Annotated in this window: 20 protein-coding genes; 13 read left to right on the top strand and 7 right to left on the bottom strand. The window is 40.0% G+C overall.

The genetic code is table 11. The features are described 5' to 3' along the window. Positions 1-24: 24 nt before the first annotated feature. Complete coding sequence (fmt, locus tag F777_RS16720) at positions 25-957, bottom strand: methionyl-tRNA formyltransferase (RefSeq protein ID WP_037369470.1); 933 nt, start codon at positions 955-957, stop codon at positions 25-27. A gap of 102 nt (positions 958-1,059) precedes the next feature. Between fmt and F777_RS0112645 the strand changes: the two genes are divergently transcribed. Next, entirely contained in the window at positions 1,060-1,515 is a 456-nt protein-coding gene (locus F777_RS0112645; protein WP_026752361.1) for an FKBP-type peptidyl-prolyl cis-trans isomerase, read from the top strand. Positions 1,516-1,670: 155 nt separating this feature from the next. Here the strand turns inward: F777_RS0112645 and F777_RS0112640 are convergent, their stop codons facing one another. Further along, entirely contained in the window at positions 1,671-2,225 is a 555-nt protein-coding gene (locus F777_RS0112640) for a hypothetical protein (protein ID WP_026752360.1), read from the bottom strand. A 93-nt stretch (positions 2,226-2,318) separates the two neighbouring features. Here F777_RS0112640 and pepT point away from each other — a divergent pair, with 93 nt between their 5' ends. The 4 genes from pepT (at position 2,319) to F777_RS0112620 (ending at position 5,722) form a co-directional block, all read left to right on the top strand. Then, positions 2,319-3,572 (top strand): peptidase T, encoded by a 1,254-nt coding sequence (gene pepT, locus F777_RS0112635; protein WP_026752359.1) that lies wholly within the window; start codon positions 2,319-2,321, stop codon positions 3,570-3,572. A gap of 27 nt (positions 3,573-3,599) precedes the next feature. Next, complete coding sequence (locus F777_RS0112630) at positions 3,600-4,532, top strand: SPFH domain-containing protein (protein WP_026752358.1); 933 nt, start codon at positions 3,600-3,602, stop codon at positions 4,530-4,532. A 109-nt stretch (positions 4,533-4,641) separates the two neighbouring features. Next, positions 4,642-5,325, top strand: a complete 684-nt coding sequence (locus F777_RS0112625; protein WP_026752357.1) for a MotA/TolQ/ExbB proton channel family protein — start codon at positions 4,642-4,644, stop codon at positions 5,323-5,325. A 1-nt stretch (position 5,326) separates the two neighbouring features. After that, positions 5,327-5,722, top strand: a complete 396-nt coding sequence (locus F777_RS0112620; protein WP_026752356.1) for an ExbD/TolR family protein — start codon at positions 5,327-5,329, stop codon at positions 5,720-5,722. Between the two features lie 9 nt (positions 5,723-5,731). Here the strand turns inward: F777_RS0112620 and prmC are convergent, their stop codons facing one another. After that, entirely contained in the window at positions 5,732-6,586 is an 855-nt protein-coding gene (gene prmC / locus F777_RS0112615) for a peptide chain release factor N(5)-glutamine methyltransferase (RefSeq protein WP_026752355.1), read from the bottom strand. Between the two features lie 39 nt (positions 6,587-6,625). On the opposite strand from prmC, the gene ribD reads away from it, so the two are divergent. Together ribD and F777_RS0112605 are read left to right on the top strand one after the other, a co-directional pair. Then, positions 6,626-7,681 (top strand): bifunctional diaminohydroxyphosphoribosylaminopyrimidine deaminase/5-amino-6-(5-phosphoribosylamino)uracil reductase RibD, encoded by a 1,056-nt coding sequence (gene ribD / locus F777_RS16715; protein WP_037369467.1) that lies wholly within the window; start codon positions 6,626-6,628, stop codon positions 7,679-7,681. After that, positions 7,678-8,568, top strand: coding sequence for a hypothetical protein (locus tag F777_RS0112605; protein WP_026752354.1), 891 nt, complete (start codon positions 7,678-7,680; stop codon positions 8,566-8,568). The genes ribD and F777_RS0112605 overlap by 4 nt, the downstream gene beginning before the upstream one ends. Here the strand turns inward: F777_RS0112605 and F777_RS0112600 are convergent. Together F777_RS0112600 and F777_RS0112595 are read right to left on the bottom strand one after the other, a co-directional pair. Further along, complete coding sequence (locus F777_RS0112600; protein ID WP_026752353.1) at positions 8,563-9,456, bottom strand: 3-hydroxybutyryl-CoA dehydrogenase; 894 nt, start codon at positions 9,454-9,456, stop codon at positions 8,563-8,565. The genes F777_RS0112605 and F777_RS0112600 overlap by 6 nt on opposite strands. Positions 9,457-9,462: 6 nt before the next feature. Beyond that, positions 9,463-10,113, bottom strand: coding sequence for a carboxypeptidase-like regulatory domain-containing protein (locus F777_RS0112595; RefSeq protein ID WP_026752352.1), 651 nt, complete (start codon positions 10,111-10,113; stop codon positions 9,463-9,465). Between the two features lie 131 nt (positions 10,114-10,244). Between F777_RS0112595 and F777_RS0112590 the strand changes: the two genes are divergently transcribed. From F777_RS0112590 to cmk, 6 genes are all read left to right on the top strand, one after another. Continuing rightward, on the top strand, positions 10,245-11,336 hold the full coding sequence (locus tag F777_RS0112590) for an Mrp/NBP35 family ATP-binding protein (protein WP_026752351.1): 1,092 nt from the start codon (positions 10,245-10,247) through the stop codon (positions 11,334-11,336). Beyond that, positions 11,337-12,389 carry a porin gene (locus tag F777_RS0112585; protein ID WP_051408605.1) on the top strand — a complete coding sequence of 351 codons (1,053 nt, stop codon included), beginning with the start codon at positions 11,337-11,339 and terminating at the stop codon, positions 12,387-12,389. It begins immediately after the preceding gene. Positions 12,390-12,420: 31 nt separating this feature from the next. After that, complete coding sequence (locus tag F777_RS0112580) at positions 12,421-13,044, top strand: FMN-binding negative transcriptional regulator (RefSeq protein ID WP_026752349.1); 624 nt, start codon at positions 12,421-12,423, stop codon at positions 13,042-13,044. 97 nt (positions 13,045-13,141) lie between these two features. After that, positions 13,142-13,975 (top strand): glycerophosphodiester phosphodiesterase family protein, encoded by an 834-nt coding sequence (locus F777_RS0112575; RefSeq protein ID WP_051408685.1) that lies wholly within the window; start codon positions 13,142-13,144, stop codon positions 13,973-13,975. A 63-nt stretch (positions 13,976-14,038) separates the two neighbouring features. Further along, positions 14,039-14,590 carry a fasciclin domain-containing protein gene (locus F777_RS0112570; protein ID WP_026752347.1) on the top strand — a complete coding sequence of 184 codons (552 nt, stop codon included), beginning with the start codon at positions 14,039-14,041 and terminating at the stop codon, positions 14,588-14,590. A 25-nt stretch (positions 14,591-14,615) separates the two neighbouring features. Next, positions 14,616-15,308, top strand: a complete 693-nt coding sequence (gene cmk, locus F777_RS0112565; protein ID WP_026752346.1) for a (d)CMP kinase — start codon at positions 14,616-14,618, stop codon at positions 15,306-15,308. Here the strand turns inward: cmk and F777_RS0112560 are convergent. Further along, a complete protein-coding gene (locus tag F777_RS0112560; protein ID WP_026752345.1) occupies positions 15,286-16,479 on the bottom strand; it encodes a Gfo/Idh/MocA family protein in 1,194 nt (397 codons plus the stop codon). The genes cmk and F777_RS0112560 overlap by 23 nt on opposite strands. Before the next feature lie 23 nt (positions 16,480-16,502). Then, positions 16,503-17,696, bottom strand: a complete 1,194-nt coding sequence (locus F777_RS0112555) for a nucleoside permease (RefSeq protein WP_026752344.1) — start codon at positions 17,694-17,696, stop codon at positions 16,503-16,505. Positions 17,697-17,761 lie beyond the last annotated feature (65 nt).

Genomic DNA, 17,761 nt, shown 5'->3' with positions numbered 1-17,761 from the left:
CAAAAGTATATAATCCTTATAAGCCTAGTCTTTTGTATGGCTGTTCTCCAGTATAGTATAACCTCTGAGAAAATCAGATACAGGCATGCGTTTTTTACCTTCCAGCTGAATTTCCAGGAGATGAAGATATCCGTTGGTGCAACTGAATTTTAGAAAACTTTTGTTGTCGGTAAATACTTTTCCTGTTTCAAATGGGTGTAGTACCAGTTCTTTTTTGCTGCGGTATACTTTTAATATTTTTCCGTCCAGGTAGGTAATGGCACCAGGGAATTGCGAAAGCCCTCTTACCAGATTGTGCAGTTTTTCAACCAGGTTGTTCCAATCAATAACGCAATCAGCAGTGAAAATTTTTGGAGCATGCTTGTTGTCAGCAGACAATTGTTGAGGTTGTTCCTGAATGTTTCCTGCTTCCAGTTGTTTAAGCGTTTTTACCAATAATTGGGCCCCTGTTATTTTCATTCTGTCGTGAACTTCAGTGGCTGTTTCATCCTCGCCAATTTCCATGGATTCCTGCAGCAGAATATCTCCGGTATCAATCTCATGTTTTAATTTGAAAGTAGTAACACCTGTTGTCTTTTCTCCATTGATTACCGCCCAGTTTATAGGGGCGGCACCTCTGTACTCTGGCAACAGAGAACCATGTACATTAATAGTGCCCCTGGGCGGCATATTCCATACCATTTCAGGCAACATTCTGAAAGCAACCACAACTTGAAGGTCAGCCGCAAGTTTTTTTAGTGCATCAATAAATTCCGGGTCTTTCAATTTCTGTGGCTGTAGAACGGGAATATTGTGATGAACAGCAAATTGTTTAACGGCACTTTGGGTCATTTTCAGACCTCTGCCAGCGGGTTTATCCGGTGCGGTTACTACAGCAACCACATTAAACCCATTGGAAATCAAGGCATCCAATGAGGCAACTGCAAAATCCGGAGTCCCCATAAAAACAATACGCATAACCAGTTTTTAGGTTGCAAAGTTAGGTTTCCATTGAATCTTAACTAAAAATACTTCGTCAGGTTGGGGAAGGATAGTATTTTTGCAGCTTAATATTTATTTATGCAACAAGCAAAAAAAGGTGATAAGGTAAAAGTACATTATCACGGAAAGTTAACCAATGGCAACACATTCGATTCCTCAGAGGGAAGAGAACCATTGGAATTTGAAATTGGAAGCGGTATGGTAATTGCCGGTTTTGATGATGGTGTTACAGGTATGATTATTGGTGAGAAAAAGACAATCAGTATTCCGGCAGATCAGGCATATGGTCCAAAACAGGAAGAAATGATTATGGAATTTCCTAAAGACAGATTTCCTGCAGACATGGTACCTGAAGTAGGTATGCAACTGAATATGAGCAATGGTTCAGGACAAAATTTTCCTGTAATGATTGTGGAAGTAAAAGATACGGTAGTGGTATTGGATGCCAATCATCCATTAGCGGGTGAAGAGTTGATTTTTGATTTGGAATTAGTAGCCATTGACGGTCCTAAGTCTATCATCATCACTCCTTAATTTTAATTGCCCTAATGAATGAATCATTGGGTAATTGAAAAGACAAAATGCTTTTAAGCTATAAAATAAAAGAGAGCGGAATCCGCTCTCTTTTATTTTATACAATAATTGTATAATTGTAATTGTTATTTTTTTGATGATTTAGCAATCCTATTTTAAGCTACGTTTTTTCTATTCAGCCACCAGCCCAACCAGATGCCTACCAATGCCCAGCTTACCAAAGCATCAATTAAATAAGCCCTGATATCGAACATAGGATACCAGATATGCCCCGTGTAACTACTGTTGAGATAAACTATTATACCTACCAGTAAAGAAGCAGTAAATGTGGTACTGAAATTATTGGCACTTATCTTTCCCAGAATCCAGCAGAGCAGCCAGATGATGAAGATATTTGCTACAAGTCCGCGCAACATATTTAATCCCATATTATATTCCAGTGCTGCATGGTATTGTATGCTGGCCCAGGGTTTGCCTATCTGGTCCTGCGCCAGTTTTTCCATTTCTTCAAAAGAAGTACCTGCAGGTGAAGAGGGCATATAATAACCACCTTCTTTGTCTAAATGGGTTTTTAGCATGGCAAGAATACTGTCCTGCTTTGGGCTGTATTGTTGCGAGGGGCTGTGCAAATTGATGGCAGTCCAGGAAAGAAACTGCCATATAAATAGCAGGATTCCTCCTACAATTGAGGCAATCATTGTTTTTTTCATTTAGGGGTGTTTTGTTTACCCCAAAATACCTATCTGTTTTTACAAATGCAATAGTTGAATCAACTATTCTTACTTTGCATAAAAACAGTAACAATGCCATTCGTAAGTGTAGCAGACCGATTCATGCAGTACGTGCAGATAGACACACAGAGTAATCCGCAGAGTAATACAGTACCCACTACTGAAAAGCAAAGAAATTTAAGCAACCTACTCGCTGAGCAGCTAAAGCAAATAGGGGTAAAGGAGGTTATTGTTAATGAGTATGGATATGTTTATGCTACCATTCCTTCCAATAGTTCTAAAGACCTTCCTGTGCTTTGTTTTTGTGCCCATATAGACACTGCTCCGGATTGTTCCGGAACCCATGTTAAACCCATCCTGCATAAAAATTATCAGGGTCAATCCATCGTTTTGCCTGATGACACCAGTATCGTGCTTGATCCTGAAAAAATGCCCTACTTAAAACAACATATAGGGAAAGATATTATTACGGCTAGTGGCACTACTTTATTGGGGGCAGATGATAAAGCCGGTGTGGCCATCATTATGACTTTTGCGGAAATATTATGTAGCGATGACTCCATTCTGCATGGTGAAATAAAAATATTATTTACGCCTGATGAAGAAGTAGGAAGGGGAACCAATCACTTGGATATGGAATTGCTGGGAGCAGATTTTGCCTATACACTTGATGGAGGCGAACTCGGAACATTTGAAGATGAAACCTTTAGTGCCAATGGGTTTACCGTAAATATAGAAGGGGTTATTGCACATCCGGGGTATGCAAAGGGAAAAATGGTGAATGCCATTAAACTGGCTGCTGAAATCATTGCTGCTTTGCCCAAAGACAGACTGGCACCTGAGATTACCGAAAAAATGCAGGGGTTTGTGCATCCCGTACAAATAGAAGGTACTGCTGAAAAAGCAAGGATTGATTTTATCATCAGAGATTTTGATACCCCTCAACTCTTGCAATATCAGGACGAAATTATCCGGATTACACGAGCGATTGCGTTAAATTATACGGGAGTGAATATCCATTTTGAGGAAGAGGAACAATACCGCAACATGAAGGAAGTAATTGATCGTTATCCCTTTATAACTGAGTTTGCAAAAGAAGCCTATACCAATGCCCGGCTACCTTTTGTGAAAGAGCCCATTCGCGGTGGAACCGACGGAAGCAGGCTGAGTTTTATGGGTTTGCCCTGTCCTAATATTTTTACGGGAATGCAGGCAATTCACAGCAAAAAAGAGTGGGTTGGGGTATCTGATATGGAAAAGGCGGTAGAAGTATTGTTAAACCTGGTAAAAGTGTGGGAAGAAAAGGGAGAAAATCTGCACAAATAGCCCCTATCTTTATTAAAATTTTATACTATGCAATTTTTAATGAATTACTGGTGGCTTTTGTTGGCAATCATTATTGTCTTTACTGGTTTGGTAACAGTAAATCAGGGCACGATTGCAGTGATTACCATGTTTGGTAAATACCGCAGAATCCTCATGCCGGGATTGAATTTTAAAATTCCTCTTTTAGAGCAGGTTTATAAAACAGTAAGTATTCAAAACCGTTCAGTTGAATTGGAATTTCAGGCAGTTACGGTAGACCAGGCCAATGTTTATTTTAAAAGCATGTTGCTTTATTCTGTGATTAATCAGGATGAGCAAACCATTAAGAATGTTGCTTTTAAATTCATATCAGAAAAAGACTTAATGCAGGCATTAATCAGAACCGTTGAGGGATCTATACGGGCATTTGTTGCCACCAAAAGACAGGCTGAAATTCTGATGCTAAGAAGAGAAATTGTGGAGGATGTAAAACAGCAGATTGACAAGTCTTTGGAAGAATGGGGATACCATTTACAAGATCTGCAGATCAATGATATTACTTTTGACCAGGTGATTATGGAGAGCATGAGCAGGGTAGTAGCCAGCAATAATTTAAAAGCTGCTGCGGAGAATGAAGGTCAGGCATTGTTAATAACGAAGACCAAAGGTGCAGAAGCAGAAGGAAATGCCATTAAAATTGCGGCTGAAGCAGAAAGGGAAGCAGCCCGGTTAAGAGGGATGGGAGTAGCCTTATTCAGACAGGAAGTAGCTAAGGGGATGAGTCAGGCTGCAGAAGAAATGAAACAGGCCAATTTAGATACCAATGTAATTTTATTCAGCATGTGGACGGAAGCTATTAAAAACTTTGCTGAAATTGGCAAGGGGAATGTGATATTCCTTGATGGTAGTCCGGAAGGTATGCAGGACAATATGCGGCAGATTATGGCAATGATGAAGATGAAGGAAACAAAGGGCCAGTAATTTTTAAAGATGTGTAAAAGCTTTCCTAATTAACAAAATGGCGCATTATTTATACACGATTCATTGTTCTTTTGCAGAACCATTTAGATTCGCATTTTAAACCTTTTTCATGTTTTACTTATTACAGACCGATACTGCTCAGAATATTGCCGGCGCTGCTGTTGCAACTGCCGAAAAAGTCTCCCTATGGACTTTGCTTGATAAGGGAGGCTGGATTATGTATCCCTTGTACCTGTTGCTGATATTAGCTATTTATGTCTTTACAGAAAGATTATTGGCCATCAGAAGAGCGGGTTTGATAGATCCTCAGTTCATGGTAATTATAAGAGATCATATTCTTTCAGGTAATGTACAGGCAGCCAAAACCTATGCACGTTCTCATCAGAACCCGGTAGCTAAAATGATTGATAAAGGCTTGCAAAGAATTGGAAAGCCCATCGATGCCATTGAGAAGAGCATGGAGAATGTTGGCAAGCTGGAAATGTATAATATGGAGAAGAATTTGAACATTTTATCATTGATAGCCGGGATAGCGCCCATGTTTGGATTCCTGGGAACTATTATTGGGATGGTTCAGTTGTTTTATGGAATTGCCTCTACCGGAGAATATACATTGAATACCATCGCCGGTGGTATATATACCAAAATGATAACTTCTGCAACTGGTTTGATTATTGGTTTAATTGCATATGTTGGACATAATTTCCTGAGCACACAAATCGACAAGACTGCCAATAAAATGGAAGCTGCCAGTGCAGACTTCATGGATATTTTACAGGAGCCAACCAGATAATATGAACATTCGTAAAAGATATAAGTCAAGTCCGGAAATGCACACGGGTGCGTTGAATGATATATTGTTTATTTTATTGCTGTTTTTCCTGATTGTATCTACACTGGCAAATCCTAATGTAATTAAAGTAGCAAATCCTAAAGCTAAGTCTGATACCAAGGCCAAGCAAACGGTAGTAATAAGTGTTGACAAGAATCAACAACTATTTATAGGTGCTGAGCCTGTTGCATTGGAAACCCTTGAATCCAGATTACAGGAGTATCTTTCTAAGGAAAACGAAAAACCAACGGTGGTTATAAATGGTGATAGCACTTCACATTTAGGTACTTCTATCAAAGTGATGCAGATTATTAAGAAATTAGGGGCAACACCTGTAATGGCGGTTGATCAAAACTAATTTAGACTGTTATGATTGAAACGCTGCAATCATTCTCTCTTTGCCTTGCATGTCTTTTTGTAATGAAACTGGATAGAATGTTTCAAAAACAGCTTTCGTTTCATTCCCAAGTTGTTCATTAATCTCTACAAAAATGGCTCCGGGTTTATTCAGAAAAGTCTTGCTGAATTCTGCTATTGCACGGTAGAAAATAAGCGGGTCGTTATCCGCTACAAAAAGCGCTGTATGGGGCTCATAAGCAAGTACATTGTTATGCATGCTGCGGGCTTCTGTTTGTTTGATATAAGGAGGATTACTGATAATTATATCGAAATGCCCCAGGGTTGTCCAATTGGTTTTATTTAAAAAATCTAACGGTATAAAATCAATATTGTGTTTGATCTGTTTGCCGTTTTCTTCCGCAACTTTTAACGCTTCTTCGCTGATATCAATTGCCGTTATTATAGCATTGGGTATTCGGGATGCAACAGCCAGTGATATACAACCTGAACCCGTTCCAACTTCCAGAATACGTGGTTGTTCAATGGTTAAGGAGGTAAGATATTGAATAACCCTTTCTACCAACTCTTCTGTTTCAGGCCTTGGAATTAGGGTATGCTTATTTACAGTTAGCTCAAGACCATAAAACCAGGTTATACCCATGATATATTGAATGGGTTCACCTTTTTGTAAACGAAGGACAGCCGCTTCAAGTGGCTCGGCAGACTGTTCTGGCCAGTCTTTTTCTTTTTCAAGAAACTGATTCATCTTGCTGAGTCCGGTAAAATGTTCAATGAGTAAAACAGCTATATTGCCTGCTTCTCTCTCGTCGTAAACCGATTGAATAGACTGAATAATATGTTGTTTTACCTCCAGAATAGTCATGCTGCAAAGTAACCATCATTTGATTATTTTTACAGGCTAATGTTGATTACTCACGAAATATTCATGCAACGATGTTTAGACCTGGCCCTTAAAGGGATGGGCAAAGTTGCTCCCAATCCAATGGTGGGGGCCGTGCTGGTGTATGGTAATCGCATCATTGGGGAGGGCTATCATGAACAATACGGGCAAGCACATGCCGAAGTAAATTGTATCAATAGTGTAGTTGAATCGGACCGGCACCTGGTATCGGCTTCTACATTGTATGTAAGCCTGGAACCCTGTTCTCATTTTGGTAAGACTCCTCCTTGTACCAACCTAATTTTATCTAACAACATACCCAAAGTTGTTATCGGAAGCCTGGATCCTTTCAAAGAAGTTAATGGGAAGGGGATAGCTATGCTACGTGAAAAGGGGGTGGAAGTAATTGGTCCTGTGCTAGAAAAAGAAGCCAATTGGTTGAATCGACGGTTCTTTCTTTTCCAAAGGAAAATGCGTCCTTATATCATCCTTAAATGGGCTGAATCAGCCAACGGCTGGATAGGCCGAAAAGATGCAGAAATTGCAATCAGTAATTCGTTTAGTCAGAAACTGGTGCATCGTTGGAGAATGGAAGAATCGGCTATACTGGTAGGAACACAGACAGCATTAACGGATAATCCAAGGTTGAACAACCGGTTTTTTCCGGGGCCCAGTCCTGTTAGAATGGTGATTGACAAAAAAGGGATTTTGCCTAGTTACACTAATGTATTGGCTGATGGAAATTCAACCGTCATTTTTAATGAACAGATAAACACTGAGCGAGGAAATGTAAAATTTATACAATTGCTTGAAAATAGTAATTGGATTTCTGATATACTCCATTACGCTTATCAGTACCAGATTCAAAGTATTTTAGTGGAGGGTGGAGCATCCCTGTTGCAAAGCTTTCTGGATGCAGATTGCTGGGATGAGATTAGGGTAATAAAAAGTGCAGACCCTATTGAACTGCCCAATGAGGTTGGGGTAAAAGCTCCTTCCCTGAATGGTGCTGTTCCGGATTCAATAGAATCTATTGGGGGTGATTCAATATTATATTTTAAAAGAAAAGGTTTATGATATTTTTATTTGGAAGCATTGTTTTAACCAGCTATCTGCTGCTCTCTTTTAAAGTATGTGGCAGATTCAATATACCTGTTTTTCCCGCCATCGTTTTCAACTATATCACATGTGTTGTTACTGGTTCTGTAGTTAACGGATCCTTTCCCATTCAGGCCGATTCTATAGGCCAGTCCTGGTTTCAATGGGCCATGATAATGGGTACCCTTTTTATTACCAGCTTTAATTTAATTGGAATTACGGCTCAGAAAATTGGCGTATCAGTAGCATCGGTTGCCAATAAATTATCTTTGATTATTCCTGTAATACTATCGGTAATCTTATATGGTGAAAAAGTAGTGGGTTGGGAAATCGTCGGGATAGTTTTGGCAATGGTTGCGGTTGTATTTACCTGTTATCCGCAATCAGGAGAGGGTAGTGGCATATCTGATCTTTCTATGTTGCAAAAAATTGGATTGCCTGCTTTGGTTTTTATAGGTAGTGGTTTTCTGGATGCACTTATCAATCATGTTCAGCAAAACTATGTAACCAAGGAAACCAATAATGCCTTTTTAATTTCTGGTTTCTTGTCTGCGGCAACCATTGGCTTTGTGGTATTGATGTATCAGTATAAATCCCGGAAACTAATCTTTCACAGGAACCAGATACTTGCAGGGATTTGCATTGGAATACCCAATTATTTTTCTATCTGGTGTCTGGTTCATTTTCTGCAGGACAGTCCATGGGAAACCAGTGCCAGCATTCCGGTTAACAATATGGGAATTGTATTATTCAGTACGCTGGTTGCAGCAATACTTTTTAAAGAAAAACTATCTGCCATCAATTGGGCAGGCATAGTTTTGTCTGCTATTGCAATTTATCTGATTGCTTTTGGCAATGCCTTATAAAAACCTGGGGCTTACCACCAGCTCTTTGGAGCCTGGGGTATATACGTAAAACCCTTCTCCTGATTTCACACCCAGTTTTTTAGCTGTTACCATATTTACCAGTAAGGGGCAAGGGGCATATTTAGGATTGCCATACCCTTTATACAATACATTCAAAATGCTAAGGCAAACATCCAGGCCAATAAAATCGGCCAGTTGCAATGGTCCCATTGGATGGGCCATGCCCAACTTCATGATGGTGTCAATAGATTCCACATCGGCAATGCCTTCGTACAAGGAATAAATAGCTTCATTAATCATGGGCATCAACACCTTATTGGCAATAAAGCCGGGGTAGTCATTTACTACAGATGGTACTTTGTTTAATTGTTTGCTCAAGGCAACAATGGTTTCGGTAACTTCTTTATCTGTAGCATATCCATTGATAATTTCCACCAGTTTCATTACCGGCACTGGGTTCATGAAATGCATACCAATCACTTTATTGGGGCGGTTGGTGGCTGAAGCTATTTTGGTAATTGAAATAGAAGATGTATTGCTCGCAAGGATTGCATTAGCCGGAGCGGCTGCGTCAATTTCAGCAAATATTTTTAATTTCAATTCTTCGTTTTCGGTTGCGGCTTCTACCACTAATTCAGCTTTGCTGACACCTGTGCTGATTTTTGTATCAGTAACAATATTGTTCAGGGTCTCTTCTTTTTCTGCATCGGTGATAGATCCTTTGCTGATCATTCTGTCGAGGTTCTTACCTATGGTTTGTAGCGCTTTATCTAACTGTGCCTGCTGTACATCTACCAGTACTACTTTAAATCCTTTTTGTGCAAATACATGTGCAATTCCATTTCCCATGGTTCCTGCACCAATTACAGTTACATTAAATACAGACATTGGTAATTATTTTTTTCGTTTGAAATCTCCTCTCTTCCAGGAAGTGATAAAATCTGCCCAGGCAGCCGGATTCATAATATTCATCGGTGGTATCTGGCCGGCATAATAATATTTGTTGGTTTGCTGTCTTAGCTGAAAATTGACTGCTTCTCTTCCATCAGCCGGTAAACTGTTTAGCATGATTCTGCGTGTGGCTTCGTCGGTATTCTTTCTGGCTATTTCGTATGCATCATCCGGGAATCGATTGTTTAGAAAGTCTCTTTCAAATTGTTCTCTTGTAGGTCTGGGTTTAAGGATGGTTGCAGGTAGATAGGCTGTGTCGCTCACCAGTAGTTGAATAACGCTGTATTGGTTGCTCTCAAGATTATAGGGAATCTGGATGCTGTTGTTTTTAAATCCAATACTGCTGAAAGTAATCCGGTCTCCTTTCATAACGGCAATGGAAAAGACCCCGTCGTAACTAGTAATGGTTCCTCTTCCTTTTCCTTCCACAATTACGGAAGCTGAAGGTATGCCTCTTAAACTATCAGCTGTCATAATTACGCCATACAATTGCACAATAGAATCTCTATAGGGATTCGTCTGTTGTGCAACCGCCTTATTCGTCCAACCCAACCCTGTCAGTATCAAAAAAAAGGCTAATGTAATTTTATTCATATAGGCAGCACTGGTTTAAAGGGATACAAAGGTACTATTTTGATTTGTTCTCCGCATTTCACAACAAAGTAAAGTGCTAGGTTGTTAACTTTGCACCGTATCATTGATTTTAACAAAAACTTGCGTTAACCATGACAAACGAAGCAATATTACAGGCATTGAGTAATGTACAGGAGCCAGATTTAGGAAAAGACCTGGTAACCCTGAACATGGTAAAAGACATTGTGATTGACGGAGATGCTGTAAGCTTCACCATCGTTTTAACTACCCCTGCTTGTCCCATGAAAGACATGATGCGCACGGCAAGTGAAAATGCTATCAAATTGCTCGTTAATAAGCAGGCTAAAGTGACGGTTAATTTTACTGCCAATACTACCAGTACCCGAAAAGATGACCAGAAAGTGCTGGGGGGTGTTAAGAATATCATTGCTGTTGTAAGTGGTAAAGGTGGCGTTGGAAAAAGTACCATTTCTGCCAATCTTGCGCTGGCATTGGCAGAAGGAGGGGCATCTGTGGGATTGATGGATGCTGATATATATGGACCTAGTGTTCCGATTATGTTTGGAGTTAGGGGTGCACGTCCGATGATGAAGGAAGTAGACGGCAAAGGAATGATTGTTCCTTTGGAAAAATTTGGTATCAAGTTAATGAGTATAGGCTTACTGGTTGATGAAAAAAATGCGGTTGTCTGGAGAGGGCCCATGGCAAGTTCTGCCATCAGACAATTTGTTACCGATGTGGACTGGGGCGAGCTGGATTATTTAGTGATTGATATGCCTCCGGGAACAGGAGATATTCACCTGACTTTGATGCAAACAGTTCCTGTAACAGGAGCTATTATAGTAACCACTCCTCAAAATGTGGCACTGGCAGACGCCAAAAAAGGAATTGCCATGTTTGGTCAGGCCCAGATTAATGTACCCATTATTGGACTAGTGGAGAATATGGCTTATTTCACCCCAGCGGAATTGCCAAATAACAAGTATTATTTGTTTGGTAAAGAGGGTGGAAAAAAGCTGGCCGAGGAATATGATCTTTCTTTCTTGGGACAAATACCTTTGGTGCAAACCATTCGTGAGGGTGGTGATGAGGGAATACCTGCCATGGTTGGTTCTGATGAAATCACAAAAAATGCTTTTCGCAATTTCACTGCCCAGTCAGTCAGAAATATTGCTTTGCGTAATGCCAATTTTCCGCAGACAGCATTGATCGAAGTGGTATAAATGAAATTCCGTTTCACCATATTTTATTGCTTCTGCATTCAGTTAATATGGGGACAAAATACCGATAGCACAAATAAAGTTGAGCTGAACGGGTATGCAGAAATGTATTATCATCACAATGCAAATGGTCCCGTCATTTTAAATGGAGCGCCCTTTGCTTATAATTATGGTGACAACAAAAAGCCTGCAGTGAATCTTTTATTTATAAAAGCAAGCCTAAATAAGGAACGCTTCAGAGCCAACCTTTCATTGGCGGCCGGTAGTTATATGCGGGCAAATTATACAAATGAAAAAGGCATTTCTAAGCATTTATTGGAATCCAATTTCGGTTGGAAACTGAGTGCTCGTAAAAACTGGTGGCTGGATATAGGTGTTTTTAATTCCCATATAGGTTTTGAAAGTGCGATTGGTAAAGATTGCTGGACACTTAGCAGAAGCCTGGCTGCAGATAATTCACCTTATTTTGAAACAGGAGTTAAAACAACGTATATAAGTTCTAATAATCAATGGCTGTTTAGTGGATTGATATTAACCGGATGGCAGACTATTGGAATTCCTGCAGGAACAAAAGCACCTTCCTTTGGCCATCAGATTCAATTCAGGCCTGATCGTAAATGGGTCCTGAATTCAAGTTCTTTCATTGGCGAGGGACGTTTCTTTCATAATTTATATCTACAATATCAATTGAATAATCAGCTGGGGATCACTGCTGGCCTAGATATTGGCTTTCAAAAAATGGCTGGCTTAACCCAATCGCAATCATGGCACACCCCCGTAATAATGGTTCAGTATACTTTCAATGACCAATTAAAAATAGCTATCAGGGCTGAGTCGTTCAGGGATCCATATGGAATCATTGTTTTTACGGGAACACCTAATCAGTTTATTGTTAATGGCTATTCTTTAAATGCTGATTACAGCATTGCAAAGAAATTGCTCTGGCGGTTTGAGCTCAAGCAATTAAACAGTAAGGATGCCATTTTCATCAATAACAACAGAATGCCGTCTTCCAGTTTGTTTTCTGCAATTACTGCACTGGCATTCAGTTTCTGATTTTTCAAATTAGTGGTACATTGCAGGTGCCATGTATCAAACTTCTTATTTTTCTTCTGCAGACAGGGATGAAGTAATCTCATTTATAAAAGAGAATGCTTTTGCAACTATTTGCGGTATAGGACAGGACGGTTATCCTGTGGCAACACAGGTTCCTTTGATGTTGGAATCCAGAGAGGATAAATTGTATTTGCAGGGGCATATTATGCGCAAACAAAGCCATACACTTGCTTTTGAAAATCATCAGCAGGTACTGGTGCTTTTTCAGGGCCCTCATTCTTATATAAGTGCCCGGCATTATTCACCACAAAATACCGCCAGCACCTGGAACTATTCTACTGTTCAGGCCAAGGGTAAAATTGCTTTTTTAGATCAGGATGCTTTATTTCAGCTGCTGGATAAATTAACCGCTCATTTTGAAAATGATTCCTCTTCTCCTTCGCTAATGCAGCATATGACCCATGAATATGTGCAATCAAATATGAAAGCAATTGTTGCATTTGAAATTGAGGTAAGTAGTTTAGATCATGTATTTAAATGGAGTCAGAATAAACCTTTGGAAACCCAAGAAGCCATTCTGCAATCTTTGCAGCAGGGGAACTTGCAAGAACAGTTGGCAGCTGAAGAAATGCGCATGCGATTAAAGAAAAAATAGCAATATCATGAGTTACCAATCAGCATATCGTAATTTACTGGTCATCTTATTAACGGGATTGGTTCTTTTTTCCTGTACCCCTATCAAACAAAATAAAATGAATCGCAATTACTCATTTGACTGGCAGGGGCATAGAGGAGCAAGGGGGCTGGTTCCTGAAAATACTATTCCTGCGATGTACAAAGCCATAGATTTAGGAGCAACGACGCTGGAAATGGATGTGGTTATTACCAAAGACAAGCAAGTGCTATTGAGTCATGAACCTTTTTTTAATCATGAAATTGCCAGTAAGCCAGACGGCAATGCTGTTACTATTCAGGAAGAAAAGCAACTGAATATTTTTCAGATGAGTTATGCTGCTACCCAACGTTACGATGTAGGACTCAGGGGCAATACAAGATTTCCACAACAACAGAAAATGGCCATCACCAAACCGCTGTTATTACAAGTGATTGATTCGGCAGATGCTTATGCCAAGCAACAGAAAAAAGCATTGCCACATTATAATATAGAAACCAAGACGCAGCCCTCTACTGACGGCATTTTTCATCCCGATCCCAAAACCTTTGTTGATTTATTGGTGTCGGTTATTCAAAATAAAAAGATAACAAATCGGGTAACGATTCAGTCTTTTGATATTAGAACACTCCAATATTTGCACCAGCAATATCCATCCATTCCTGCGGTTTTATTAATTGAAGGGGAGGATAAAAGAAGCCTGGATCAACAGTTATCAGAATTGGGTTTTACGCCTTTTGCTTATAGTCCGCATTTCTCTCTGGTAAATGCAGCGATGGTAGCGGATTGTAAAAAACAAAATATGCAACTGATTCCCTGGACGGTGAATAATCTGGATGAAATGAAACGGTTAAGGAAACTGGGAGTAAATGGAATTATTTCAGACTACCCCAATCTTTTTTATTTTCCTTAACAATCCAAATTGAATCTGCTTTCGTACGTACTGTATCATTTTTAAAAATTTAAAAACTACAGTATGAAAAAGATTCTATTTGTAATGGCTTCTGCTTTTTTTGTGAATTCCCTGTCCGCTCAGATGAGCGAGAAAACTGTTGAAGTAGGTGGTGCTCCCATGTATCCTTCAAAAAACATTGTTGCGAATGCAGTGAACTCGGCTGATCATACCACTTTGGTTGCAGCTGTTAAAGCAGCAGGATTGGTCGAGACGCTTCAGAGCTCCGGTCCATTCACCGTTTTTGCTCCTACCAATGCTGCATTTGGAAAATTACCAGCTGGTACGGTTGAGTCTCTTGTTAAACCAGAAAACAAAGCTACTTTAACTAAAATCCTTACCTATCACGTAGTAGCCGGTAAGTTAGATGCTGCAGCTATTGCAGCTTTAATTAAGGAAGGAAAAGGTACAGCCGAATTAAAGACCGTTTCCGGAGGCATTCTAAAAGCCAGCATGAAGGGTAAAAAGTTGATTTTAACAGATGAAAAAGGCGGTATGTCTGAAGTAACCATTGCCAATGTTTACCAAAGTAATGGGGTGATTCATGTGGTAGACACAGTGGTATTGCCTTCTTAATTACCTTTGGGGGTAAGTTAGCAGTATGAAAAAAATTATTATTACCCTGGACGGATATTCATCTTGTGGAAAAAGCACCCTGGCTAAACAAATGGCCAGGGCGCTAAATTATGTCTTCATAGATAGCGGCGCAATGTATCGTGCTATCACATTATATTTTATTCAGCATGATATTGATTATACGAATGATTTGTCTGTTCAGGAAGCGTTAAAAAATATCAGTCTTGCTTTTGATTACAATGCAGAGAAAGGATCCAGCGATATATTATTGAATGGGAAAAATGTAGAGCAAGAGATAAGGGAGATGCGTGTAAGTAATCTGGTAAGTGATGTAGCGGCAAATCCCTATGTAAGAGAATTTGGTGTTGCTCAGCAACAGAAAATGGGTATTCAGAAGGGGATTGTAATGGATGGCAGGGATATTGGTACCACTGTATTTCCCAATGCTGAATTAAAAATATTTGTAACTGCGGATCCTGAAATCAGAGTGGCCAGAAGATTTCTGGAATTGTCGGCTAAAAATCCTGGAATAACAAAAGATGAAGTAAGAGCGAACCTTGCAATGCGTGATCAGATTGATAGTACCAGAGAATTCAGCCCATTAAGAAAAGCAGATGATGCAATTGTGCTCGATAACAGTCATTTAACCCGTGAAGAGCAGTTAAAAACCGCTCTTCAGTGGGCAAATGAAAAAATTAATTCAATACCTGTTCTGTAATTTTTCCGGTAGTCTTGTGCTTCAGAATTAATTTCCTGGCACCATAGTGAGTTGTTTCTTCCTTAACCAGATAATGATTCTCATCGTACGATACCAGATGAGATTCTTTGGTAAGTCCTGTTTTGCCGCGCCAGATATCCAGTTGCACAGGTTCCCATGCTTTGGATTTTGCACTCTTATATGCCGCATCTAAAATGGCATTCACCACATATCCATCATAGAAAGTCTCTTTTGGTGCTGTTCCTTTTTCAAGCGCGTTGAACATATCCATGAACATATGGTTATAACCCAGTTCATTTAATTCATCCCCGACAGGAAAAAGCCAGCCACTATTACTTTCTGCTTTTTCTGCAATATAGTCTCCTCCTTTACCAGTGGTAAACATATCGAATCCGGTTCTTAAAAAAGAATTGATCCAGATGGTCCCTTCCGTACCCATCACTTCATCACGTAAATCTAATCCGCCTCTGAAAGTCCAGCTTACTTCAAACTGGCCAATGGCCCCGTTTTCGTAGCGGACAAGACCAATGGCGTGGTCTTCAGCCTCAATAGGTTTTACCTGTGTATCGGCCCAACACATTACTTCAACTGGCTTAATGTCTTTGCCAATATAACTTCTGGTGATTTCAACACAATGGCAGCCCAGATCCAGTATACAGCCGCCACCAGCTTGTTCAATATCCCAGAACCATTCGCTGTGCGGGCCAGGATGAGTTTCACGGCTTTTTGCCCAAAGGACTCTTCCCAAAGCGCCTTCGTGAACACTCTGACTGGCTTTAATAAATTTGGGTGTGTATACCAGGTCTTCCAGGTATCCGTTAAAAATTCCCGCAGCTTCTACCGCTTCCAGCATGCGCTTTGCTTCTGCAGCATTTCTTCCCAATGGTTTGGTGGTCATTACCGCTTTTTTATGCTTACAACAAAGCATCACGGCTTCTTCGTGTAAATGATTGGGCAATGAAATACAAACAATGTCTACATCTTCTCTGGCAATAGCTTCTTCCATTACCGTAGTATAATGATGACACTGATAATCTTCCGCAAACTTTTTTGCGCTCTCTTCTCTTCTGGAATAGATACTTACAATTTTATCCTTGCTTCTGTAACCTTGCAGGGAATCTGCATAAAAACGGCCAATGAAGCCGGAACCTAACATGGCAATGCGTTGCATGAAAATTTATTTGAGTGAAATAATTAATTGGCAGTAACTGTTTTTTTCTCTTTAAAGAAAATGATGAACAAAACTAATACGGCAGCAGCAATATAAGCAGGCACCATCCAGATGCTCATCCAGTTGTGGCCTTCACCTACTTTAGCTCCTTCTACCACAAAACCAGAGTAGCTGGTACCAATCACCATGCCTAATCCGTAAGTGGCAAAAGTGAACAGACCCTGAGCGGCATTTTTGATTTTTTCGCCTGCTTTTTTCTCAGTGTACATATAGCCAGTAACAAAGAAAAAGTCGTAGCAAATTCCGTGTAATACAATACCAGCATACAACATCCAGGAAGCATCACCCACATTGCCATAGGCAAAACATACATAGCGCAGCACCCATGCCAGCATACCAAAGATCAGCATATTCTTCACGCCAATTCTGTTGAATAGCAATGGAATGGCCAGAATGAATACGGCTTCAGAAACCTGTCCGAGCGTCATTTTGGAGGCTGCATTCGGGAAACCTAATTCATTCAGGAATGGATTGGCAAAGCCATAGTAGAATGATAGTGGAATACAAATCAGGATGGCAGCAATAAAGAATACCAGATAAGATTTGTCTTTGAATAATACGAATGCTTCCGTACCCAAAGCAGAAGAAGCATCTGCTGTTTGCGCTTTAGGAGGTGTGTTGGGTAAAATAAAACTCAACAGTCCCAATCCCCCTGACACTGCAGCTGCAATGTAAAATGTGTCTGCTGATTTTTCAATTCCCATTTGGCCAATCATCACACCGGCTACAATCCAGCCAATGGTTCCAAAAACCCGGATCCATGGGAATTGCTTACCCGGATCAGTCATTTGTGAAAAGGCAACACTGTTGCTTAAAGCAATGGTGGGCATGTACACCAGTGAATAACAAAGGATGACCCAATAGAATACATTGTTGTCTGTTATTTTGGTTGCCATAAACAATAGTCCTGCGCCCAGAATATGGAGTACTCCCATGATTTTTTGGGCCGCAAAAAAGCGGTCGGCTATTAACCCTACAAAAAAGGGTGAAATCATGGTAGCGATAGCCAGTGCGCCATAAGTAGCCCCGATTTGAATACCGGTAGCTTGTAAGGGTGGCTCACTCATATAAGTACCCATGGTAACATACCAGGCACTCCATATAAAATACTGAAGAAACATCATCAAGGATAACTTGATTCCTGTGGTTAAATTCATATAGCAAATTTTGAATGGACAATATAATTATTATTTGGGATTCCGGAAGGGGATGAATATGCTTT

The organism is Sediminibacterium sp. C3, from assembly GCF_000508085.1.
In the GTDB taxonomy this organism is placed as follows: Bacteria; Bacteroidota; Bacteroidia; order Chitinophagales; family Chitinophagaceae; genus Sediminibacterium.
Note: the sequence above shows the minus strand (reverse complement) of the source record. Positions and strands in the feature narration are given on the sequence as shown.

Bases quoted from the DNA above. Each gene is read 5' to 3' on its own strand.
- F777_RS0112585 (WP_051408605.1), top strand. From the start codon at position 11,337: ATGAAATTCCGTTTCACCATATTTTATTGCTTCTGCATTCAGTTAATA.
- F777_RS0112630 (WP_026752358.1), top strand. From the start codon at position 3,600: ATGCAATTTTTAATGAATTACTGGTGGCTTTTGTTGGCAATCATTATT.
- ribD (WP_037369467.1), top strand. From the start codon at position 6,626: ATGTTGATTACTCACGAAATATTCATGCAACGATGTTTAGACCTGGCC.
- F777_RS0112570 (WP_026752347.1), top strand. From the start codon at position 14,039: ATGAAAAAGATTCTATTTGTAATGGCTTCTGCTTTTTTTGTGAATTCC.
- F777_RS0112640 (WP_026752360.1), bottom strand. From the start codon at position 2,225: ATGAAAAAAACAATGATTGCCTCAATTGTAGGAGGAATCCTGCTATTT.
- cmk (WP_026752346.1), top strand. From the start codon at position 14,616: ATGAAAAAAATTATTATTACCCTGGACGGATATTCATCTTGTGGAAAA.
- F777_RS0112625 (WP_026752357.1), top strand. From the start codon at position 4,642: ATGTTTTACTTATTACAGACCGATACTGCTCAGAATATTGCCGGCGCT.
- fmt (WP_037369470.1), bottom strand. From the start codon at position 957: ATGCGTATTGTTTTTATGGGGACTCCGGATTTTGCAGTTGCCTCATTG.
- F777_RS0112605 (WP_026752354.1), top strand. From the start codon at position 7,678: ATGATATTTTTATTTGGAAGCATTGTTTTAACCAGCTATCTGCTGCTC.
- F777_RS0112575 (WP_051408685.1), top strand. From the start codon at position 13,142: ATGAATCGCAATTACTCATTTGACTGGCAGGGGCATAGAGGAGCAAGG.
- F777_RS0112580 (WP_026752349.1), top strand. From the start codon at position 12,421: ATGTATCAAACTTCTTATTTTTCTTCTGCAGACAGGGATGAAGTAATC.
- F777_RS0112645 (WP_026752361.1), top strand. From the start codon at position 1,060: ATGCAACAAGCAAAAAAAGGTGATAAGGTAAAAGTACATTATCACGGA.
- F777_RS0112620 (WP_026752356.1), top strand. From the start codon at position 5,327: ATGAACATTCGTAAAAGATATAAGTCAAGTCCGGAAATGCACACGGGT.
- prmC (WP_026752355.1), bottom strand. From the start codon at position 6,586: ATGACTATTCTGGAGGTAAAACAACATATTATTCAGTCTATTCAATCG.
- F777_RS0112555 (WP_026752344.1), bottom strand. From the start codon at position 17,696: ATGAATTTAACCACAGGAATCAAGTTATCCTTGATGATGTTTCTTCAG.
- F777_RS0112590 (WP_026752351.1), top strand. From the start codon at position 10,245: ATGACAAACGAAGCAATATTACAGGCATTGAGTAATGTACAGGAGCCA.
- F777_RS0112600 (WP_026752353.1), bottom strand. From the start codon at position 9,456: ATGTCTGTATTTAATGTAACTGTAATTGGTGCAGGAACCATGGGAAAT.
- F777_RS0112560 (WP_026752345.1), bottom strand. From the start codon at position 16,479: ATGCAACGCATTGCCATGTTAGGTTCCGGCTTCATTGGCCGTTTTTAT.
- pepT (WP_026752359.1), top strand. From the start codon at position 2,319: ATGCCATTCGTAAGTGTAGCAGACCGATTCATGCAGTACGTGCAGATA.
- F777_RS0112595 (WP_026752352.1), bottom strand. From the start codon at position 10,113: ATGAATAAAATTACATTAGCCTTTTTTTTGATACTGACAGGGTTGGGT.